This window comes from Paraburkholderia yinzeri (genome assembly GCF_046581065.1).
Classification (GTDB): domain Bacteria; phylum Pseudomonadota; class Gammaproteobacteria; order Burkholderiales; family Burkholderiaceae; genus Paraburkholderia.
The window spans coordinates 215,528-235,913 of record NZ_JBFOCJ010000001.1 but is presented as its reverse complement, the minus strand read 5'-3'; the positions used below and the strand labels follow the sequence as shown (position 1 = coordinate 235,913).

19 protein-coding genes are annotated in these 20,386 nt (G+C 65.8%); 8 read left to right on the top strand and 11 right to left on the bottom strand.

The features are described 5' to 3' along the window. The first annotated feature begins 396 nt into the window (after positions 1-396). Positions 397-1,950 (top strand): hypothetical protein, encoded by a 1,554-nt coding sequence (locus WJ542_RS01020; protein ID WP_411187054.1) that lies wholly within the window; start codon positions 397-399, stop codon positions 1,948-1,950. Positions 1,951-1,965: 15 nt separating this feature from the next. On the opposite strand, the gene WJ542_RS01015 is transcribed toward WJ542_RS01020, so the two are convergent. Next, entirely contained in the window at positions 1,966-3,120 is a 1,155-nt protein-coding gene (locus tag WJ542_RS01015) for an anhydro-N-acetylmuramic acid kinase (protein ID WP_411187052.1), read from the bottom strand. Positions 3,121-3,418: 298 nt separating this feature from the next. On the opposite strand from WJ542_RS01015, the gene WJ542_RS01010 reads away from it, so the two are divergent. The 6 genes from WJ542_RS01010 (at position 3,419) to WJ542_RS00985 (ending at position 8,036) form a co-directional block, all read left to right on the top strand. Then, the gene (locus WJ542_RS01010) at positions 3,419-3,697 is read left to right on the top strand and encodes a type II toxin-antitoxin system RelE/ParE family toxin (protein ID WP_411187050.1); all 279 of its coding nucleotides are present in this window, start codon (positions 3,419-3,421) and stop codon (positions 3,695-3,697) included. Positions 3,698-3,718: 21 nt separating this feature from the next. After that, a complete protein-coding gene (locus tag WJ542_RS01005; RefSeq protein WP_411190444.1) occupies positions 3,719-4,021 on the top strand; it encodes a HigA family addiction module antitoxin in 303 nt (100 codons plus the stop codon). A 95-nt stretch (positions 4,022-4,116) separates the two neighbouring features. Continuing rightward, complete coding sequence (gene tyrS / locus WJ542_RS01000; protein ID WP_411187048.1) at positions 4,117-5,370, top strand: tyrosine--tRNA ligase; 1,254 nt, start codon at positions 4,117-4,119, stop codon at positions 5,368-5,370. Between the two features lie 76 nt (positions 5,371-5,446). Continuing rightward, positions 5,447-5,905 carry a D-aminoacyl-tRNA deacylase gene (gene dtd / locus WJ542_RS00995; protein WP_411187047.1) on the top strand — a complete coding sequence of 153 codons (459 nt, stop codon included), beginning with the start codon at positions 5,447-5,449 and terminating at the stop codon, positions 5,903-5,905. A gap of 26 nt (positions 5,906-5,931) precedes the next feature. Then, on the top strand, positions 5,932-6,615 hold the full coding sequence (locus WJ542_RS00990; protein WP_411187045.1) for a histidine phosphatase family protein: 684 nt from the start codon (positions 5,932-5,934) through the stop codon (positions 6,613-6,615). Between the two features lie 278 nt (positions 6,616-6,893). Then, positions 6,894-8,036 (top strand): branched-chain amino acid ABC transporter substrate-binding protein, encoded by a 1,143-nt coding sequence (locus WJ542_RS00985; RefSeq protein ID WP_411187043.1) that lies wholly within the window; start codon positions 6,894-6,896, stop codon positions 8,034-8,036. Between the two features lie 108 nt (positions 8,037-8,144). Here the strand turns inward: WJ542_RS00985 and WJ542_RS00980 are convergent, their stop codons facing one another. From WJ542_RS00980 to WJ542_RS00940, 9 genes are all read right to left on the bottom strand, one after another. Then, positions 8,145-9,089, bottom strand: coding sequence for an oxygenase MpaB family protein (locus tag WJ542_RS00980; protein ID WP_411187042.1), 945 nt, complete (start codon positions 9,087-9,089; stop codon positions 8,145-8,147). A 39-nt stretch (positions 9,090-9,128) separates the two neighbouring features. Continuing rightward, positions 9,129-10,205: a Holliday junction branch migration DNA helicase RuvB gene (ruvB, locus tag WJ542_RS00975; protein WP_411187040.1), complete on the bottom strand. Its 1,077-nt coding sequence runs from the start codon at positions 10,203-10,205 to the stop codon at positions 9,129-9,131. Between the two features lie 101 nt (positions 10,206-10,306). Further along, positions 10,307-10,888: a Holliday junction branch migration protein RuvA gene (ruvA, locus tag WJ542_RS00970; RefSeq protein ID WP_027795827.1), complete on the bottom strand. Its 582-nt coding sequence runs from the start codon at positions 10,886-10,888 to the stop codon at positions 10,307-10,309. 103 nt (positions 10,889-10,991) lie between these two features. After that, entirely contained in the window at positions 10,992-11,534 is a 543-nt protein-coding gene (ruvC, locus tag WJ542_RS00965; protein WP_411187038.1) for a crossover junction endodeoxyribonuclease RuvC, read from the bottom strand. A gap of 157 nt (positions 11,535-11,691) precedes the next feature. Then, positions 11,692-13,257 carry a bifunctional phosphoribosylaminoimidazolecarboxamide formyltransferase/IMP cyclohydrolase gene (gene purH, locus WJ542_RS00960; protein WP_411187036.1) on the bottom strand — a complete coding sequence of 522 codons (1,566 nt, stop codon included), beginning with the start codon at positions 13,255-13,257 and terminating at the stop codon, positions 11,692-11,694. 58 nt (positions 13,258-13,315) lie between these two features. Next, positions 13,316-13,549, bottom strand: coding sequence for a Fis family transcriptional regulator (locus WJ542_RS00955; RefSeq protein WP_027795824.1), 234 nt, complete (start codon positions 13,547-13,549; stop codon positions 13,316-13,318). Next, entirely contained in the window at positions 13,546-14,616 is a 1,071-nt protein-coding gene (dusB, locus tag WJ542_RS00950; protein WP_411187034.1) for a tRNA dihydrouridine synthase DusB, read from the bottom strand. Before dusB ends, WJ542_RS00955 begins: the two co-directional genes overlap by 4 nt. 253 nt (positions 14,617-14,869) lie before the next feature. After that, positions 14,870-16,159: a UbiH/UbiF/VisC/COQ6 family ubiquinone biosynthesis hydroxylase gene (locus WJ542_RS00945; RefSeq protein WP_411187033.1), complete on the bottom strand. Its 1,290-nt coding sequence runs from the start codon at positions 16,157-16,159 to the stop codon at positions 14,870-14,872. A 43-nt stretch (positions 16,160-16,202) separates the two neighbouring features. Beyond that, on the bottom strand, positions 16,203-17,690 hold the full coding sequence (locus WJ542_RS00940) for an aminopeptidase P N-terminal domain-containing protein (protein ID WP_411187031.1): 1,488 nt from the start codon (positions 17,688-17,690) through the stop codon (positions 16,203-16,205). Between the two features lie 197 nt (positions 17,691-17,887). Here WJ542_RS00940 and WJ542_RS00935 point away from each other — a divergent pair, with 197 nt between their 5' ends. Then, positions 17,888-18,499 carry a glutathione S-transferase C-terminal domain-containing protein gene (locus tag WJ542_RS00935; protein WP_411187029.1) on the top strand — a complete coding sequence of 204 codons (612 nt, stop codon included), beginning with the start codon at positions 17,888-17,890 and terminating at the stop codon, positions 18,497-18,499. Between the two features lie 123 nt (positions 18,500-18,622). Here the strand turns inward: WJ542_RS00935 and WJ542_RS00930 are convergent, their stop codons facing one another. Further along, positions 18,623-20,230, bottom strand: a complete 1,608-nt coding sequence (locus WJ542_RS00930) for an FMN-binding glutamate synthase family protein (RefSeq protein WP_411187028.1) — start codon at positions 20,228-20,230, stop codon at positions 18,623-18,625. Between the last annotated feature and the right edge of the window lie 156 nt (positions 20,231-20,386).

Below are 20,386 nucleotides of genomic sequence, written 5' to 3'. Positions count from 1 at the left end.
TTCGGTGAAGGCTCCGTACCCGCTATCGAACGGCGTAGCGAAAAGATTTTAGATTTGGCGGCCCGGGCGCAAGAGCGCTCGGGCCGTTTTCGTTGGAAGGCCGTTTCTTGATCTGCTCTCCTTGGCCCACGAATGGCCCAGGGGCTTTGACGGGCGCAGCAAACTGCGATTTCAGGCGCCCCGCGTGACCGCGCGTTGCGCAACCCACGGAGTGGCAGGCTACTCCGCTTTCCGGTGTGCCATCCGGCCACACCAAAACAATATCGCGTGCCCCAACGCACAGAGTTGCCAGGAACGCCTCGCTAGACTCGCCGTCATCGCACACGGGTGTCCTGGTATCAGCAGGGACCCGGTGGCCTCGGGATTTCCGCAGGTACAGCAGAGGGGGAAGGCGCCATGAAGACAGCTCACTACAGGTACGTTCTCCTCGTTCTGGCGGCCTATGTGGTTATCACCCGTTTCTTTATGCCATTTCCGGCCGACTTCGAAGACAGCTACATCATGCAACGCTATGTCCAGAATGGCGTGGATGGCTACCTGTTCGAATGGAATCGGCACTTCGGCACGGTGCAGGGGACGACCGGAATTGCCTGGCTTACGCTTATCAGCGAACTCGCACGGCTGACGCGATTCAGCGTCGGCGCTATCGACTCCTATGCCGGTTTGGGTTTTGCGATTCTCGCGCTCCTTGCTGTTTACCTCGCTGCAAGCGGCGATCTCAAGTTACGGAATCCGCGGGTCGCCGTCCTCCAACTGCTCCCGATCGCAACCAGCCCACTCTTCATTCGGGGCTCCACCAACGGACTTGAGACCTCAATTACGGTCTTTTTTACCGCGCTCTCCATTTATCTTCTGAGATTCTGCAATGGCGCGCGCGGCAGTTCGTTATGCCTGGGACTGTTCTCCGGATTCACGTTTCTGGTCAGACCGGATCTCCCCCTTTTCCCGGTCGCACTATTCTGCAGCGCGTTCGTCCTTTCTCCGGGCGCGCTGCCTCAAAAAGGCAAGGCAGTGCTATGTCTGCTGCTCGGAACGCTGGCCGCCGCAGGGGCATCGCTGGCGCTCGCGAAAATACTGACCGGAACAGCACTCCCGCTCTCCGCCACGTTGAAGGTCGCTATCGGGGATATTTTGCTGTTTCGCTTGCCGCTATCCGAATATAAGTACATCGCGGACCAGCAACTCGCGTTTTTGGGTGATGTCCTGCCGCTCGTGCTTCTTGCCCTCATTGCCACGGCGTTCCTCGATATTTCCAGCTCCCGGAAATATTTCCCGATGTACATCGCGAGCGCGGCGTACTACGTTTATCTCTTCTCCGTGCTGCCCATCATGGATATCGCGGACCGCTTTCAATTGCCCCTGCTGATCGGCCTCTCGTTCGCGGTTCCGCAATTTTACGAATTTGCCTGCAAGTTTTCGAAGTCGGACCGGCATGTCACCATAGTGACCGGCATGGTCGTGATATTGATCCTGCTGGGCAATGTCGCGATTTTTCCGGACAGCAGGAAGGAAGCCCGGTTTCTGGCATCCGATCATTCGGATTACGCGAAGATCGGGTATGACCTACGGGGCATTGATGGGCTTATCATTGCGTCGCCCGAGGCAGGCAAGCTTGCTGCTGCCTCGCAGCAGAAGTTTTTCGACCCGATTGGCCTCAATGACATATTCGTCGCGCAAAACAAGACGAAACCGAACTACCCCGCGGCGTTATCCGCGTACCTCCACAACACATTCGGCATACCCGACGTGTACATCAGGAGGTATGAAACCACGGATCCTCCGTATTCCTTTCTTGAGATCATGCCGGATTTCAAGGCGTTATACCGATGCAACGATCAGGAAAATGCCGAGCGCACCGGGAAAACGGTCTGTGTGTACAAGGATACCGTTCACGCGCAGCAAATCATCACGGCTCTCGGCAAGTCCGGCATTCGTGTCGATCTGCGTTGAATGCATTTGGTAGCCTCAGCGCGGATAGATCGCGCCCAGTACGCGGTCACCCGCGGCGCCGGTCACCGCGGGGAGATTGCCCGGTTCGCGCGCCGCGCAGCGCATGGCGAGCCACGCGAAAGCCAGCGGTTCCACCTGATGCGGCGGCACGCCCAGTGCGTCGGTCGTGGTGACCGGCACCCCGCTTACGCCTCCCGTTTCGAGCGCTTTTTGCAGCGCCGCCATCAACACGGGGTTGCGCGCGCCGCCGCCGCACACATAGACGGCGCGGCAGTCCGAGGCGTGGCGCTCGATCTCGCGGGCCACGCTCACGGCAGTCAGGCCGACTAGCGTCGCCTGAACGTCGGCCGGGGAGAGCGATTCGAAGCCTTTGAGCTTTTCATCGAGCCATTTGGCGTTGAAAAGATCGCGTCCTGTGCTCTTGGGCGGCGGCTGCTCGAAAAACGGCTCGTCGAGGAGGGCGTTCAGGAGTGGCTGATGTGGCGTGCCGCTCGCTGCGAACTGGCCGTTTTCATCGTAGGGCTTGCCGAGATGCCGCTCGGCCCAGAGGTCGAGCAGCGCGTTCGCGGGCCCGCAGTCGAAGCCGCGCACGGCGCCCGTGTTCCACAGGATCGTGATGTTGCTGATGCCCCCCAGATTGCAGACGACACGCGTTTCGTCCTTCGAGCCGAACACCATTGCATGAAATGCGGGCACGAGCGGCGCGCCCTGGCCGCCCGAGGCAACGTCGCGACTGCGGAAGTCGGCGATCACGTCGATGTGCGCGAGTTCGGCCAGCAGCGCCGGATTCTGGATCTGCACCGTGTAGCCCATTTCGGGCCGATGCCGGACCGTTTGTCCGTGAGCACCGATCGCACGGACCTCTTCCGGCGAAAGATTGCCCGCGCGTAGCAGTTCGTGACAGCACACCGCGTAGCGTGCCGCGAGCGCATTCCCCGCCAGCGCTGCGCGTTCGATCTCGTTTTCGCCGGGCTGCTGCAAGGCGAAGAGCGCCTCCCGCAGACCCTGCGCGAAACCGACGAACGCCTCGGCCAGCACGACCGGCCGTTGCCCTTTCCCGAAGCGCACGGCGATGCCATCCACGCCGTCCATGCTCGTACCCGACATCAGGCCGAAATACACACCGTCGGCAGCGGTGCCGCTATCCGTTTGTGCGTCGCGTGGTGCCACGTCGTGCCCCTCCCGTGAGTGCGAACGATTTGTCCTGCCGCAGATTATCGGTGCAATGACGTCAATCCGTAAGCCGAACGGCTAATTGGCGCCCCTCGGAGCCTGTGTGACCCTGCTTTTCAGCGCGCATCCGCGCGCGACGCTGAGGGTTGAGTCAGGTCAAACCAGGGCCGTAAGCCCGATTGACTGTAGCCCGCACTGATCGTATAGTGATACTATACGCTATACATGCAGGCGAAGAAGGACATCGACCTCGGCGAAGAGCAACCCATGCTGGATTGGCTTCGTTTGGGGAAACATGATCAAGTCGTGGAAACACAAAGGGCTGAAGGCGTTCTTCTTCACCGGCAACAAGGCAGGCATCCGGCCCGATCACGTGCCGCGTCTCGCACGCCAACTGGCCCGGCTCGACGCCGCCGAATCGCCGCAGGACATGAACGTGCCGGGCTGGCGCTGCCACCGGCTCGACGGCGTGCTTGCCACCCATTACGCGGTCAGGGTGAACGGCAACTGGCGGCTCATCTTCGCTTTCGAAGGGAGCGATGCCGTACTGGTCGACTACCATGACTATCACTGAGGCACCTCGAAGATGAGCGACATGATACGCATGCACAACCCGCCCCATCCCGGAGAAACGTTGCGGGACGACATTCTTCCCGAACTGGGTCTCACCGTGACCGAGGCCGCCGTCCAGCTTGGCGTCACGCGCGCCGCGCTCTCGCGCGTGCTGAATGGCCGCGCCGGCATTTCTCCCGAAATGGCGCTGAGGCTCGAAGCGTGGCTTGGCGAGGAAAACGGCGGCCGAGCCGATTTGTGGCTCGCCCAGCAGGCGGCGTACGACCTCTGGCAGGCGCGCTCGCGCGGTGCGCCGCGGGTAGAACGCGCCGTGGCCCGTTCGTGAGCAAGCCGGTTTGCGCCGTCGCGGGTCGGCAAACTTCGGTGCGGCGGGTCGAATCACGTAAAATCGCGGACTAAACCGAACTTTATGATCGAAGCATGAGCACCGAGCCCACCCAATCCAGCAGCGCACCCAGCGCCTTCCCGGTCACCGACGAAGTTCGTCACGCGCTCGCCGTCACGAAGCGTGGCGTGGACGAACTGCTGATCGAAGAAGAATTCCAGCAGAAGCTCGCGAAGAGCGCCGCAACGGGCAAGCCCCTGCGTATCAAGCTCGGCCTCGACCCCACCGCGCCCGACATCCACATCGGCCACACGGTCGTGCTCAACAAGATGCGCCAGCTTCAGGATCTCGGCCACACCGTGATCTTCCTGATCGGCGACTTCACGTCGTTGATCGGCGACCCGTCGGGCCGTAACGCCACGCGCCCGCCGCTCACGCGCGAGCAGATCGAATCGAACGCCAGGACGTACTTCGAGCAGGCCGCGCTCGTGCTCGACCGCGAGAAGACCGAGATCCGCTACAACAGCGAATGGTCGATGCCGCTCGGCGCAGACGGCATGATCAAGCTCGCGTCGCGCTATACGGTCGCGCGTATTCTTGAGCGCGAGGACTTCACCAGGCGCTTCCAGGGCGGCGTGCCGATCTCGATTCACGAATTCCTCTACCCGCTGATGCAGGGCTACGACTCGGTCGCGCTGAACGCGGACCTCGAGCTCGGCGGCACGGACCAGAAGTTCAACCTGCTCGTCGGCCGCGAGCTGCAGAAGCAGTATGGCCAGGAGCAGCAGTGCATACTCACGATGCCACTGCTGGAAGGTCTCGACGGCGTCGAGAAGATGTCGAAGTCGAAGAACAACTACATCGGCATCAGCGAGAAGCCCAACGACATGTTCGGCAAGCTGATGAGCATCTCCGACGTGCTGATGTGGCGTTACTTCGAGCTCCTGTCGTTCCGTCCGATGGCCGAAATCGAGGGCTTCCGGAAGGAAGCCGAGGCAGGACGCAATCCGCGCGACTTCAAGGTGCTGCTCGCCCAGGAAATCGTCGCACGCTTTCATTCGCAGGTGGACGCCGAGCACGCGCTCGAAGACTTCAATCACCGCGCCAAAGGCGGTGTGCCGGAAGACATTCCCGCGGTCACGCTCACCGGCGCGCCGCTCGCGATCGGCCAGTTGCTCAAGCAGGCCGGTCTCGTGCCGTCCACGAGCGAGGCGCTGCGCAACATCGAGCAGGGTGGCGTGAAGATCGACGGCGCGACCGTGTCCGACAAGGGCCTGAAAATCGAGGCCGGCGACTTTGTCGTGCAGGTCGGCAAGCGCCGCTTCGCGCGTGTGACGCTCACGGCGTGATGGCGTCGCACGCTCGTTGGGTCGGCAGTGCGCGCTGCTGCTTTTCGCAGCTCCCGCCGCAAAGGGAGCGCGCACGATGATCGCCCTGATTCAGCGCGTGCGTCGCGCCGAAGTGCGCGTGGACGATCGGGTGACCGGCGCGATTGGCCAGGGGCTGCTCGCGCTCGTTTGCGCCGAGCGCGGCGATACCGACGCCAACGCGGACAAGCTGCTCGCGAAACTGCTGGGCTATCGCGTGTTCAGCGACGCGGCGGGAAAGATGAACCTGCCCGTGCAGAATATCGATGGCAGCGGCGCGGCGGGCGGCCTCCTGCTCGTTTCGCAGTTCACGCTGGCCGCCGACACCAACAGTGGCCTGCGCCCGAGTTTCACGCCCGCTGCGCCGCCCGACGAGGGCCGCCGGCTCTTCGATTACTTCGTCACGGCGGCGCGCGCGAAGCACCCTCTCGTCGAGACCGGCGAGTTTGGCGCAGACATGCAGGTGTCGCTCGTCAATGACGGGCCGGTCACGTTCTGGCTGCAGGTGCGCAACTGATTTCTCGTGAGACTTCGCGCCGCCCCATGACTACGCAAATCCTCTTCATCCGCCACGGCGAAACCGCCTGGAACCGCATCAAGCGCATCCAGGGCCATATCGACATTCCGCTGGCCGAAAGTGGCATGGAGCAGGCGCAACAACTCGGGCGCCGTCTCGCCGCGGCGGCGCAGGCAGGTTCGCGTCTCGATGCGATCTGGTCCAGCGACCTGTTGCGCGCGCAACAGACGGCGCGACCGGCGGCCGAGGCCCTGCATGTGCCGGTGCAGCTTGCGCCGGGCCTGCGCGAGCGCCATTACGGTGCGTTCCAGGGACATGACAGCGACGAGATCGCCGAGCGTTTTCCGGACGAATATGCCCATTGGCAAACACGCGATCCCGGCTTTACGCCGCCCGAGGGGGAATCGCAGCGCGCGTTCTATCACCGCGTACTGCATGCGCTGGAGCCGCTGATCACGATGCATCCCGACGGCCGTATCGCCGTGGTCACGCACGGCGGCGTGCTCGACTGCGTTTACCGCTTCGCCAAGGGCCTCGCGCTCGATGAGCCGCGCAACTGGCCGCTCCTCAATACGAGCATGAACCTCGTCGATTTCGAGAGCGACGGCTACGTCACGCAGGCCCGTGTCGTGGAGTGGGGCGACGTCACGCATCTGGGCGGTGTGAGCGCCGACGACGGTTTCAAGCGCACGGCCGAACCCGGCCGCTGACACGCATTGCCGATGACGGCGCGCGGGACCGATTTTCGCCGCGCCGTCAACCCCTCTTACTTGCTTCTTACGCTCCCTTTCTCATTGCTATCCCGGATAGCGGGCTGGCTGTTACCATTCCTCTGACCTTTGCGCCGCGCCGGCCATTGGGGCGGCGCGCGGTATTTCCGCGGCGCTCGAGACCGGCCGCGCGTTGAAGAGGACGCGCGCGTGTCGCGCCTGCGTGGGCCAAGGCCGTAGACGAAAGGTAATTCCCGGAAAACAAGCAGGAGATTCGAATGACGTTCAAGCTTCACATGCTGGCGGTCAGCGCTGCAGTCGTTGCGTTCGCAGCGATGTCCGCCAACGCCTCGGCCGACGAAATCGTCAAGATCGGCCACGTCGGTCCGCTCACGGGTGGCTCGGCTCACCTCGGCAAGGACAACGAGAACGGCGCGCGCCTCGCCATCGAGGAAATCAACGCGAAGGGCCTCGTGATCGGCGGCCAGAAGATCACGCTGCAGCTCGACGGCCAGGACGACGCGGCCGACCCGCGCCAGGCAACCCAGGTCGCGCAGAAGCTGGTGGACGACAAGGTCGTGGCCGTGATCGGCCATCTGAACTCGGGCGCGTCGATCCCGGCGTCGAAGATCTACAGCGACGCGGGCATCGTGCAGATCTCGCCGTCTTCCACGAACCCCGCTTACACGCAGCAGGGTTTCAAGACGACCTATCGCGTTGTCGCGACCGACGCCCAGCAGGGCCCGGCGCTCGCGAACTACGCGGCGAAGACGCTGAACGTGAAGAGCGTCGCGGTCGTCGACGATTCGACGGCTTACGGTCAGGGTCTCGCGAACGAGTTCGAGAAGACCGCGAAGTCGCTCGGCCTGAAGGTGTTGTCGCACGACGCTACCAATGACAAGGCCGTCGATTTCCGCGCGATTCTCACGAAGATCAAGGGCGAGAATCCCGACGCGATCATGTACGGCGGCATGGACGCCACCGGCGGACCGTTCGCGAAGCAGGCGAAGCAGCTCGGCCTGCGCGCGAAGATTCTCGCAGGCGACGGAGTCTGCACGGAAAGCCTCGCGCAGCTCGCGGGTCCGGCCGCCGACAACATCGTGTGCTCGCAGGCCGGCATGGCGGTGGAGCGCATGAACGGCGGCGCGGCATTCGCGGCGAAGTACGAGAAGCGCTTTGGCCATCCGATCGAATTCGATGCGCCGTTCACGTATGACGCCGTGTATATCGTCGTCGACGCGATGAAGCGTGCGAACTCGACCGATCCGGCGAAGATCCTGGCCGAAATCCCGACCACCGACTACAAGGGCGTGATCGGCGAGACGACCTTCGATTCGAAGGGCGACCTCAAGCACGGCGTGATCTCGCTGTACGACTACAAGGCGGGCAAGAAGACGCTGCTCGACGTGGTGAAGATGTAAGACGTAATGCGCGCTGCGCGCTCCTCACCGTTGGGGGCGTGCACGAAGCAGCGGCCAGCCGGCATTCGCGGGCTGGCCGTTTTTTTTGCCGGTTGCGTATCCGCTGTGTCAGCGCGGCTGCGCCGCCGCGCGCCGCCGCGCGCGTTTCGATACACCGTTGACGAGCGCCCAGCGCAGCACGGGCGCGACCGTGCGCATGCCCGGCTGCACGATCGCGCGGCGCACGCGCGCGAAGCTGTCGAAGCCGAGCAGCCGCAGCGCGAACGGCGGCAGCAGGTCGATGCCGGCGTGACGCATCAGCGCACCTGCGGGGCGCATGGCTGGGCGCGGAGCGGGCACGTTCATCAGCACGCGCACGACCTCGCGCGTGCGTTCGCTCGCAACGAGTTCCGCTTGCATGGACTGCAGGTAAGCCTCGACCTCGGCGCGCGAAGCCGGCACGTCGGTCGCGCCCAGGAGCCGCGCGATGGTCGAGGTCTCCGCGTAGTACTGGTCCTGGGCGGCGCCGGGCAGCGAGGGGTTCACATAACGCAGATGTGCCGCGAGAAAGCTCGAAACCTCCGCGACATGGACCCACGTGAGCAGCGCCGGATCGCTCGCGCGATAAGGGCGCCCGTCGGGCGCAGTGCCGGTCACGCCCTCGTGAATCGTTTTCACCCGCTCGATCAGCGCGAGCGCGTCGGCGCGGCTGCCGTAGGTCGTGCCCGCGATGAAGGTCGCCGTGCGGCGCAGGCGCCCGAGGATATCGCTGCGAAACGTCGAGTGATCCCATACGCCCGCCAGCGCCAGGGGGTGCAGCGCCTGCAGCAGCAGCGCGCTGATGCCGCCCGCCATCATCGAGGCGAAGTCGGCATGCACGGTCCAGCAAACGGCTTCGGGGCCGAAGAGACCGGGGTCGCCGGGCGGCGAAGAGTAATCGAGCTTCGGGCCGCTGCCCGTGGTCAGATGCGTGACGCTGTCGGCCAGCGCCATGCGCACGCGTTGCTTGAGTAGCGCGGCGAGCCCGGTTGGCTCGGGGGCGTCGTGGCGGCGGCCTGCGTGTTGCTCGGACATCGTGTGTGCTCGCGTAGCGGCCCGGCGCTTATCGGGATATCAGGACGCGTTTGGGTCCCAGAGGCCGCCTGAAGCCGCCGAGTCCGGCGCGGCAAGCCCGAAATGCCGGTAGGTCAGCATCGTCGCCACGCGGCCGCGCGGCGTGCGCTGCAGGTAGCCCTGCTGGATCAGGTACGGCTCCAGCACGTCTTCGATCGTGTCGCGTTCCTCGCCGATCGCGGCGGCGAGGTTGTCGACACCGACCGGACCGCCGTCGAACTTGTGCAGGATCGCTTCGAGCAGCTTGCGGTCCATGAGGTCGAAGCCCACGGGATCGACGTCGAGCATCTTGAGCGCGGCGTCGGCGACGGGGGCGGTGATCGCGCCGTCGGCCTTCACTTCGGCGTAGTCGCGCACGCGTCGCAGCAAGCGGTTGGCGATACGCGGCGTGCCGCGCGAGCGCCGCGCGATTTCGAGCGCGCCGTCGGGATGAATGTGCGCGCCGAGCAGCGAGGCCGAGCGCTGCACGATGCGCGAGAGTTCCTGTGCGTTGTAGAACTCGAGCCGCGAGACAATGCCGAAGCGGTCGCGCAGCGGGTTCGTGAGCATGCCTGCGCGCGTGGTTGCGCCCACGAGCGTGAACGGCTGCAGATCGAGCTTCACGCTGCGCGCGGCCGGACCTTCGCCGATCATGATGTCGATCTGGTAATCCTCTAGCGCCGGATACAGGATTTCCTCGACGACGGGCGAAAGCCGGTGAATCTCGTCGATGAACAGCACGTCGTTGGGTTCGAGGTTCGTGAGCAGCGCCGCAAGATCGCCCGCACGCTCCAGCACCGGTCCCGAGGTCTGCCGCAGATTGACCCCCATTTCGCGCGCGATGATGTGCGCGAGCGTGGTCTTGCCGAGGCCCGGTGGCCCGAACAACAGCACGTGATCGAGCGGCTCCGAGCGGCGCTTCGCGGCTTCGATGAAAATCTCGAGCTGGCCGCGCACCTTCTCCTGGCCCACGTATTCGTCGAGCTGGCGCGGACGCAGCGCGCGCTCGAACACCTCCTCGTTGGGCGAGGCCGGCGTGGCGGCGATCACGCGTTCCGCGCTGGCGCGGTTAGCGGCGAGTTTGTCGGTTTCGATCATGCAGCGATTGTACCGCGCAAGGCTTGCGCGAGCGGGGCGGCTTCAGCCCGCACGCTGCAAGTGCAACTAACCGCCAGAGCTTGCCTTCGAACGCGCCTGCGTCAGGCCTTCGACAGCACCTTCAGCGAGAGTTTGATGCCCTCGGAGACGCCGGTGCCGGCCGGCACGTTCTTGATGGCGGCGAGCGCTTCCTTCTCGGAATAGCCGAGCGCGAGCAGCGCGTTGAGGATGTCGTTGGCGTGGTCGGACGGCGAGGCGGCCGCGGCCATCGCGCCCAGATCGGCGCCAAGCTTGCCCTTGAGTTCGAGCAGCAAGCGCTCGGCGGTTTTCTTGCCGATGCCCGGTACGCGAGTAAGACGCGCGGCGTCCTGCAGCGTGACAGCCTGGGACAGCTCGTGCACGCTCATGCCCGACAGCACGGCGAGCGCCATGCGCGCGCCGATGCCGCTGATCTTGAGCAGTTCGCGGAACGTTGCGCGCTCCTGCTGCGTGCCGAAGCCGTAGAGCAGATGGGCGTCCTCGCGCACGATCGTCTGCGTGAGCAGCACGACTTTCTCGCCGGTGCCAGGCAGGTTGTAGAACGTGCTCATGGGCACGTCGATTTCGTAACCGACACCGTTGCAGTCGACGAGCAGGTGCGGCGGATTCTTTTCCAGCAGGACGCCGGCGATGCGACCGATCATGGCGGATTCAGTGAGGAGGTAAAGCGTGAGTGTAGCGGAGCGCGGGGCCCGCCGGCGCGGCTAAAGCGGACGAGGGCGGACGTTGGCCGTAAGGCCAGGGGCATTACCCGATCAGCCGCCCGCGCCGCACCCGCATGCCCTTTTTCGCGAGCGTGGGCGCGAGCCCGCCGAGCGCCGCGAGGGTGTCGCCGCCGTGGGCGTGACAGATGGCCATGCCGAGCGCGTCGGCGGCATCGGTGCCGGGCATGCCCGTGAGGCTCAAGAGGCGCACCACCATCTGCTGCATCTGCTCCTTGGTGGCGCGGCCATAGCCCACCACCGCCTGCTTCAGTTGCAGCGCCGTGTATTCGGCCACCGGCACCCCGCCCGAGACGAGCCCGCAGATAGCCGCGCCGCGCGCCTGCCCGAGCAGCAGCGTCGATTGCGGATTGACGTTGACGAACACCTTTTCGATTGCGGCCTGGTCGGGCGCGTGCTGGCGGATCAGCGTGGAGACCCCTTCGTAGATCGTGCCGAGGCGCGTGGGCAGGTCGGCGTCGCCGGTGCGGATCACGCCGCTCGCGACGTACGTGAGCTGATGGCCATGCCGTTCGATCACGCCGAAGCCGGTCACGCGCAAGCCTGGGTCGATGCCGATGATTCTCATGAAAGGCCGGAAAAGCAGATATGCCTGCGATGTTACAACGAACGGGCCGCCGCCCGCGAGCGGGCGAGGCAAGCAAAAAGGCCCGCGGGATGCACTCCGGCGGGCCTTGGCGAGCATCCTGCACGCCACCGGAAGGCGGCGCGCGGTGCGCGAGCGTTTAGTGACGGAAGTGGCGGATGCCCGTCACCACCATGGCGATGTTGTGCTCGTCGGCGGCGGCGATCACTTCGTCGTCGCGCATCGAGCCGCCCGGCTGGATCACGCAGGTCGCGCCCGCGTTCACCACCACGTCGAGGCCGTCGCGGAACGGGAAGAACGCGTCCGACGCCACGGCCGTGCCGGCGAGCTTGAGGCCCGCGTTTTCGGCCTTGATGCTGGCGATGCGCGCCGAGTCCACGCGGCTCATCTGGCCCGCGCCCACGCCCATCGTCATGCCGTTCGCGCAGAACACAATGGCGTTGGACTTCACGAACTTCGCGACGCGCCAGGCGAACAGCAGGTCGTCCATTTCCTTCGGAGTGGGGTGGCGCTTCGTCACCACGCGCAGTTCGTGCGGCTGCACGTTCTTCGAATCGAGCGATTGCACGAGCAGGCCGCCGCCCACGCGCTTCAGATCGAAGGCGTTATGGCCTTCGCCCAGAGCGATCTCTAGCAGACGCACGTTCTGCTTGGCGGAGAACACGCCCTTCGCGGCCGCCGAGAACGACGGCGCGATCAACACTTCGACGAACTGCTTCGACACGGCCTGCGCCGCGGCTTCGTCCACTTCGCGGTTGAACGCGATGATGCCGCCGAACGCCGAGGTCGGGTCGGTCTGGAACGCCTTCGAGTAGGCCTCGTGCGCGTCCTTGCCCACGGCCACGCCGCACGGATTCGCGTGCTTGATGATCACGCAGGCGGGCGCGTCGAAGGTCTTCACGCATTCCCACGCCGCGTCCGAGTCGGCGATGTTGTTGTACGAGAGTTCCTTGCCCTGCAGTTGCGTGTAGTTCGCCAGCGCGCCGGCGGGCGTAGCCAGGTCGCGGTAGAACGCGGCGGTTTGATGCGGGTTCTCGCCGTAGCGCAGGTCCTGTACCTTGTCGAAGGCGAGGTTCAGCACGGCCGGGTAGGTGTTGCGCGACTTGTGTTCGAGCTCGCCGGTGAGGCTCGTGAGGTAGTTTGTGATCGCACCGTCGTACTGCGCCGTATGCGCAAACACCTTGGTCGCGAGGCGGAAGTTCGTGCCGTAGCTCACGCTGTTGCCGTTCGCGCGCATTTCTTCGAGCACGGTCGCGTAGTCGGCCGGGTCGACGATCACGGTCACGTCGCGATGGTTCTTCGCCGCCGAGCGCAGCATGGTCGGGCCGCCGATGTCGATGTTCTCGATCGCGTCTTCCAGCGTGCACTCGTCCTTCGCGACGGTCTGCACGAACGGGTACAGGTTCACCACCAGCAGGTCGATGGTGGGGATGTCGTGCTTCTCGAGCGCGGCCATGTGCTCGGGCAGGTCGCGGCGCGCGAGAATGCCGCCGTGCACCTTCGGATGCAGCGTTTTCACGCGCCCATCGAGCATTTCCGGAAAGCCGGTGTAGTCGGCCACTTCGGTGACGGGAAGGCCCGCGTCCGCGAGCAGTTTCGCGGTGCCGCCGGTCGAGAGGAGCTTGACGCCGAGCGAGGAGAGCGATTTCGCGAAGTCGACGATGCCCGACTTGTCGGAAACGGAGATGAGCGCTTGCTGGATCATGATGGGGAAGGGAGCCGAAGAGATCGAGGAGGCCGCGCCAGAGGCTTGAAAGCCGGCCCTACAGCAGGCCGTGCTGCTGAAGCTTCTTGCGCAGCGTGTTGCGGTTGATGCCGAGATACTCGGCGGCCAGCGACTGGTTGCCGCCGGCCTGCTCGAGTACCACCTCGAGCATCGGTTTTTCGACGATCGAAATCACCATTTCATAAACGTCGTGCGGGTTGGAGCCGTCGAGATCCTGGAAGTAGATGCCCAGACTCTCGCGGACGCATTGTTCGATGTTGTGCTTGCTCATGCTGCCAGTCGATCGGTTGTTTCGCCTGCGCCGTCCTGGCCGCTCTGGTTGCCTTCGTCCTCGTAGAGGAGGCGTTCCGAGCGCGCTTTTTGTTCGTCGAAGAACTGGTTGACGGCGAGGAGCTGTTCGCGTGTGGTGTCCAGCGTATTCATGCGGTGCCGGAACGTATTGGCGCCGCAAAGGCCGCGAGTGTACCAGCCGATATGCTTGCGCGCAGTACGCACACCCGTAAATTCGCCATAAAACGCGTAGTGGTCTTCGAGGTGCTCGTTCATGATCGACTGGATTTCATCGACGCGCGGCGGCGGCAGCAGCTCGCCGGTAGCGATGAAATGTTCGATCTCCCGAAAGAGCCACGGCCGGCCCTGCGCCGCGCGGCCGATCATGATGGCGTCGGCACCGGTGCAGGCGAGCACGTCGCGTGCCTTCTGCGGCGTGGCGATGTCGCCGTTGGCGACCACCGGAATGCGCGCGGCGGCTTTCACCGCGGCAATCGTTTCGTACTCCGCTTCGCCGTGATAGAGATCCGCGCGCGTGCGGCCGTGCACGGTCAGCATCGATATGCCGCAGTCCTCTGCGATGCGCGCGACCGTCAGAGCGTTGCGATTCTGGCGGTCCCAGCCCGTGCGGATCTTGAGCGTGACGGGCACCGCGTCGGGCCCCGTGCCCACGGCATCCACCACGGCCTTGACGATGCGCGCGACGAGCGGCTCGTTCTGCAGCAGCGCAGAACCCGCCGCCACATTGCACACCTTCTTGGCCGGGCAGCCCATGTTGATGTCGATGATCTGGGCGCCGTTCGCGACGTTGTAGCGCGCGGCTTCGGCCATCATCGCCGGATCGGCGCCGGCGATCTGCACGGCGATCGGTTCGACCTCGCCCGCGTGATTCGCGCGGCGCTGGGTCTTTTCGCTCTTCCAGAGCTGGGCGTTCGACGCCACCATTTCCGAAACCGCATAGCCCGCGCCGAGCCGTTTGCACAGCTGGCGGAACGGCCGGTCCGTGACGCCCGCCATGGGGGCGACGAACAGGTTGTTGCGCAGGATGTGACGGCCGATGGTAAGCATGACGCCCGGAAAACACCGCCGCCGCGATGCGTCCCGAAAATCTCGGAAACGCCGGCGCAGCGATGGCTGGAAAAAGGGGAAACGCGTATTTTAGCGTAAGCGAGATGCGCGGTCGCGCTGCGCGGTGCTGAAACCTTGCCGCGAAGCGCCGTTGCACCGCTCTTATAACGACATCGCCGCGAATTTATTGAAAAGCGATTCGACCCTGTAACGCGAGGCGTTTGTGCGTGAACACGGACTGCGCAGGCGCGTTTCAGGTCCGCTGCCCGAACATCATCTGCCGGGCGAGCGCCTTCTTGACGGGCGGCACGAATTCGAGCGCCGTGAGCGCGAGCCCGCGCAGCGTGGCGAGCGGCGCGACGTCTACGGTGAAGAGCCGGGCGAGCGTGTCCGTCGCACCTATCGTCATGCGCCGGTCGAAGGCCCGGCGGCCCGCGAAGTCGCCGAGCGCGAGCGGCGTCGCGCCGTGCTGGGCGAGCGAGTCGGCGAGCGCATGCGCGTCGCGCAGGCCCAGGTTGAGCCCCTGGCCCGCCACCGGATGCAGCGTCTGCGCGGCGTTGCCCACCGCCGCGATGCGGCCGTGGCCGATCACGAGCGCATCGAGCGCCGAAAGGCCGAGCGGGAACGCCGCGCGTCCGTGGATCTGCGTGAAGCGGCCCATGCGCGAGCCGAAGGCGACGTCGAGTTCCGCGAGGAAGTCGGCGTCGGAAAGCTGCGCGCGCCGCGTGCCTTCGTCGGGCGAGCAGCACCAGACGAGCGCGTAGTCCGCCCCGCGCACGCCGCCCATCGGCAGGAGTGCAATCGGGCCTTCGTTCGTGAAGCGTTCCCAGGCGACGTGCGGCTGCGGTGCCGACACCGTCACCACGCCGACCAGCGCTGTCTGGCCGTAGTCGCGCGTGTGCTTCGTTTCGCCGTTGGCGCGTGCGGCGGCTTCCTTCGCGGCGTTCGCGCCGGCGTCGGGATCGCCGTGCGCGGCCCGGTCCGAAGGCGGACGGTAGAGTCCTCCCTCTGCATTCACGAGGATGCGCGTGCGCAGCCGGCGCTCGGCGCCCGCGCTGACGACAGGCAGCGTCACGCCGTCGTGCTCGACGACGGGATCGAGCGCGTGAGTCCGATGCAGCCAATGCACGGGGGTGCGGCGCACGCCTTGTGCGAGCGACTGCACGATCGAGCCGTAGCGCGCGACATAGCCGAGTGCGGGCAAGTGGTAGTCGCGGCGGTCGATCAGCGTGCGGCCGAAGTGGCCGCGCTGCGAGACGTGAATGCGTTCGATGGCGGTGGCGTCGTGCGGCCAGGCGAGCGCTTCGAGCAGCGTGCGGCTGCCCTGCGAGACGGCGATGGCGCGCGGGTCGCCGCTGCTGTCCTCGGGCTCGCGCGCGTCGATCAGCGCGATCGACAGCGCGGCGGTTGCGCTGCGCCGCGCGAGCCAGCCGGCGAGCGCCATGCCTACAGGCCCGGCGCCGACGATGGTCACGTCATAGTCGAACGGCGGGACGGCGGTGTCCGCCGGCGTGGCCGCGAAGGTCTCGGAAGCTGCGTTCATGGTGATTCTTCGGGTTCGTTCTTGCTCGTCGGGCGCCGGGAGGTCAGGCGTGCCCGCGCGCTTCCTGCGCTTGTTGCATCAACGCCTCGATTTCGGCGGCCTCGACCGGCACGTCGCGCGTGATCAGTTCGCAGCCCGTCCCGGTCACGATCGCGTCGTCCTCGATGCGGATGCCGATGTCCCAGTAGCGCTCGGGCACGTCTTCGGCCGCGCGCACGTACAGGCCCGGTTCGACCGTGAGCGTCATGCCGGGGTGCAGCGTACGCCACGGCGGCGCGGCGTCGCCGGCCGGCGCCATGTGCGCGCCGTTCTGCGGGCCGCGCTCGCGGTAATCGCCCGCATCGTGCACGTCCATGCCGAGCCAGTGGCCCGTGCGGTGCATGTAGAAGCGCGCATAGGCGCGCCCGGCGATCACGTCGTCCACGCTTGCGAACTTCTGGCGGTCCACGATGCCGGTGTCGAGAAGCCCTTGCGCCAGCACGCGCACGGCCGCATCGTGCGGCGCCTCGAAGTGCACGCCCGGGCGCGTTGCGTCGATGGCCGCCTGCTGCGCCGCGAGCACGATGTCGTACAGTTCGCGCTGCGCGCTCGTGTAGCGGCCGCTGGCCGGGAACGTGCGCGTGATGTCGGAGGCATAGCCGTTCAGTTCGCACGCCGCATCGATCAGGATCAGGTCGCCTTCGCGCGCCACCGCGTTGCCGGCCGGGTAGTGCAGCACGCACGCGTTGGCGCCGGCCGCGACGATCGAGCCGTAGGCCGGCCCTTGCGCGCCGTGCTTGCGGAACGTATAGAGCAGCTCGGCTTCGAGTTCGTACTCGCGTATGCCGGGGCGGCACGCGGCCATCGCGCGACGATGCGCGAGCGCCGAGATTTTCGCCGCCCGGCGCATCGTGTCGAGTTCGTGGGCGTCCTTGATCACGCGCATATCGTCGAGCAGCGGCAGCAAGTCGTACGCCGCGGCCGGCGCCGTGATGCCGCTGCGTCCCAGCGCGCGCACGGTGTCGGTCCAGCCTCGCACCTGCGCGTCGAAGCGCTCCGAGGCGGCCAGCGCGTAATGCAGCGCCGGCCGGTTGGCGATGAGCTGCGGTATGCGGGTATCGAGTTCGTCGCAGGCGAACGCGGCGTCCAGGCCAAAGGCCTCGCGCGCCGCTTCCGGACCGAAGCGGAAGCCTTCCCACGTCTCGCGCTCGGCATTCTTTGCGCGACAGAACAGGATGGACGAAGGCTGGTTGTCGTTCGCACTTGCGTCGAGCACGAGCAGCGCTTCCGGCTCCGTGAAGCCGGTCAGGTAATAAAAGTAGCTGTCGTGGCGATACGGGTAGTCGGCGTCGCGGTTGCGCAGCGCTTCGGGCGCCGTGGGCACGATCGCAATGCCGCCGCCGCGCGCGCGCATTGCGGCGAGCACGCGTTCGCGGCGCGCCCGGTAGAGCGCGGCGCCGCCGTCGGGGCCGCGCGGCGCGTCGGCGGCAGAGGGGTCGGGGAGCGGGCTGGCCGCCGGGGTCGCCGAAGCATGCGTGAGGGTCGTGTCCATCGTGCGATTGTAGCGCTCCCCCAGGCAATGCCGCTTGGGCGTCCGTGCCGGCGATGCGCGCTCGCTGCGCAACGAGGGCCGATGTTGCATCCGTCCCACAACCGTTATCGCGTAAAACCGGTCGGTCGCCGGGGACGCCGTCAGAACAGCGTCAATCCAACGTATACTTCGGCCGGATTCCAGAAAAGGCAGGTGCGATGAAACTTATCGGTTCGCTTGGCAGCCCGTATGTCCGCAAGGCGCGGATCGTGCTCGCCGAGAAGAAAATCGACTACAAGCTGGTGCTCGAAAACGTGTGGGGCGAGGAAACCGCGATCCACGACTACACCCCGCTCGGCAAGGTGCCGTGTCTCGTGATGGACGACGGCGAGGCGGTGTTCGACTCGCGCGTGATCTGCGAATACGTCGATACGTTGTCGCCGGTGGGCAAGCTGATTCCGCCGTCGGGGCGCGAACGCGTGGAGGTGCGCTGCTGGGAGGCGCTTGCCGACGGCGTTCTCGACGCCCTCGTGGCGATCCGCCTCGAAGGCACGCTGCGCACGCCCGAGCAGCGCAGCGAAGCCTGGATCGAGCGTCAGCGGCGCAAGGTCGACGCGGGCCTGAACGCGCTGGCCAAGGGCCTTGCGGGCAACACCTGGTGCGCGGGCAACCGCTACACGCTGGCCGATATTGCGGTGGGCTGTGCGCTCGGCTATCTCGACTTCCGCTCGCCCGATCTGAACTGGCGCGATCCGCATCCGAACCTCGCGCGCCATTTCGAGAAGCTCTCGCAGCGGCCGTCGTTCGTGGATACCTTTCCGCAGGGCTGACGCCCGGAACAAAAACGGCGGCACCGGGCCGCCGTTCTGCACTGTCTTTCGCTGCGACGCCGTGCGATGTGCTGCGGCGCGCCAGTCTGCCGCCGCCCATCGAGCATCGCGCGTGCGAGCCGGTCAGACGATCTTTTCCGCCTCCGGCGCGAACGAGTCGCTTTGCGCGACCGGCCACCACTTCTCGTACAACTGATAACGGTAGCGGCCTTCGAGCAGATCGCCCGGCTTCAGGTACTTGAGCAGGTCCGACATCAGCTTGACCTCGTATGAGGAAATGCGTCGCACGATATGGTGCGCGCGCAGGTCCTGCGGACCCTCGAGACCGGCCGCCTGAAGGATTTCCTGCAGCGCGTGCAGCGTGTTGTGGTGGAAGTTGAACACGCGCTCGCCCTTGTCGGGCACGTTCAACGCCTTCTGGCGCACCGGGTCCTGGGTCGCCACGCCGGTCGGGCAGCGGTCCGAGTGGCACTTCTGCGCCTGGATGCAGCCCACCGCGAACATGAAGCCGCGCGCCGAGTTGACCCAGTCCGCGCCGATCGCGAGCGTCTTCGCGATATCGAACGCCGTGATGATCTTGCCGCTCGCGCCGATCCTGATCTTGTCGCGCAGGCCAATGCCGACGAGCGTGTTGTGCACGAGCAGCAGCCCTTCCTGCAGCGGCGTGCCGATATGGTCGGTGAATTCGAGGGGCGCCGCGCCCGTGCCGCCCTCGGCGCCGTCCACCACGATGAAGTCCGGCAGGATGCCCGTTTCGAGCATCGCCTTGGCGATGCCGAAGAATTCCCACGGATGCCCGATGCACAGCTTGAAGCCCGTGGGCTTGCCGCCCGAGAGCGTGCGCAGGCGCTCGACGAATTCGAGCAGGCCGCGCGGCGTCGAGAACTCCGAATGGCGGGCCGGCGAGATGCAGTCCTGGCCGATCGGAATGCCGCGCGTTTCGGCGATCTCGGGCGTGACCTTCGCGGCCAGCAGCATGCCGCCGTGACCGGGCTTCGCGCCCTGCGAGAGCTTCACCTCGATCATCTTCACCTGCGGTTCGCCCGCGAGGCGCTGGAATTTTTCGGCGCTGAAGGTGCCGTCGTCGTTGCGGCAGCCGAAGTAGCCCGAGGCGATTTCCCAGATGATGTCGCCGCCGTTCTCGCGGTGATACTTCGAAAGCGAGCCTTCGCCCGTGTCGTGCGCGAAGCCGCCTTTCTTCGCGCCGAGGTTCAGCGCGCGGATCGCGTTCGCGGAGAGCGAGCCGAAGCTCATCGCCGAGACGTTGAAGATCGATATCGAGTAGGGCTGCGCGCGGCTCGCGCCCACGAGCACGCGGAAGTCGCAGTTCGGGATCTTCGTCGGCGCGAGCGAGTGGCTGATCCACTCGTGGCCAACGGCCTTCACGTCGAGTTCGGTGCCGTAGGGGCGGCTGTCGACGGCGTTCTTGGCGCGCTGGTACACGAGGCTGCGTTGCGCGAGCGAGAACGGCTTTTCGTCGGTGTCGTCTTCCACGAAGTACTGGCGGATCTCGGGCCGCACGAACTCGAAGAAGAAGCGCAGATGGCCCCAGATCGGATAGTTGCGCAGGATGGCGTGGCGCTCTTGCGTCAGGTCGTAGAGGCCGAGCAGGACGAACAGCACGGGTACGATGGCGCACAGCCAGGACAGATGATGCAGCGCCGCAGCGGCGACGCAGACTACCGCCACGAGCACGGCGATCCACATCGCGAGATAACGTCGGGAAAACATGAGGGGCTCCAGTGTCTTGACCTGATGCGCGCGTCTTGCCCGCGTGGACGGGCGATGCGCCGCTCCCGCGCCGTCTGTCGGCGCGGATGGCGCAAATGATGCCGCAAGTTTGTGAAACTGGCCGTGAAGCCGGCAGGAAAATGTGCGGTGCCGGGA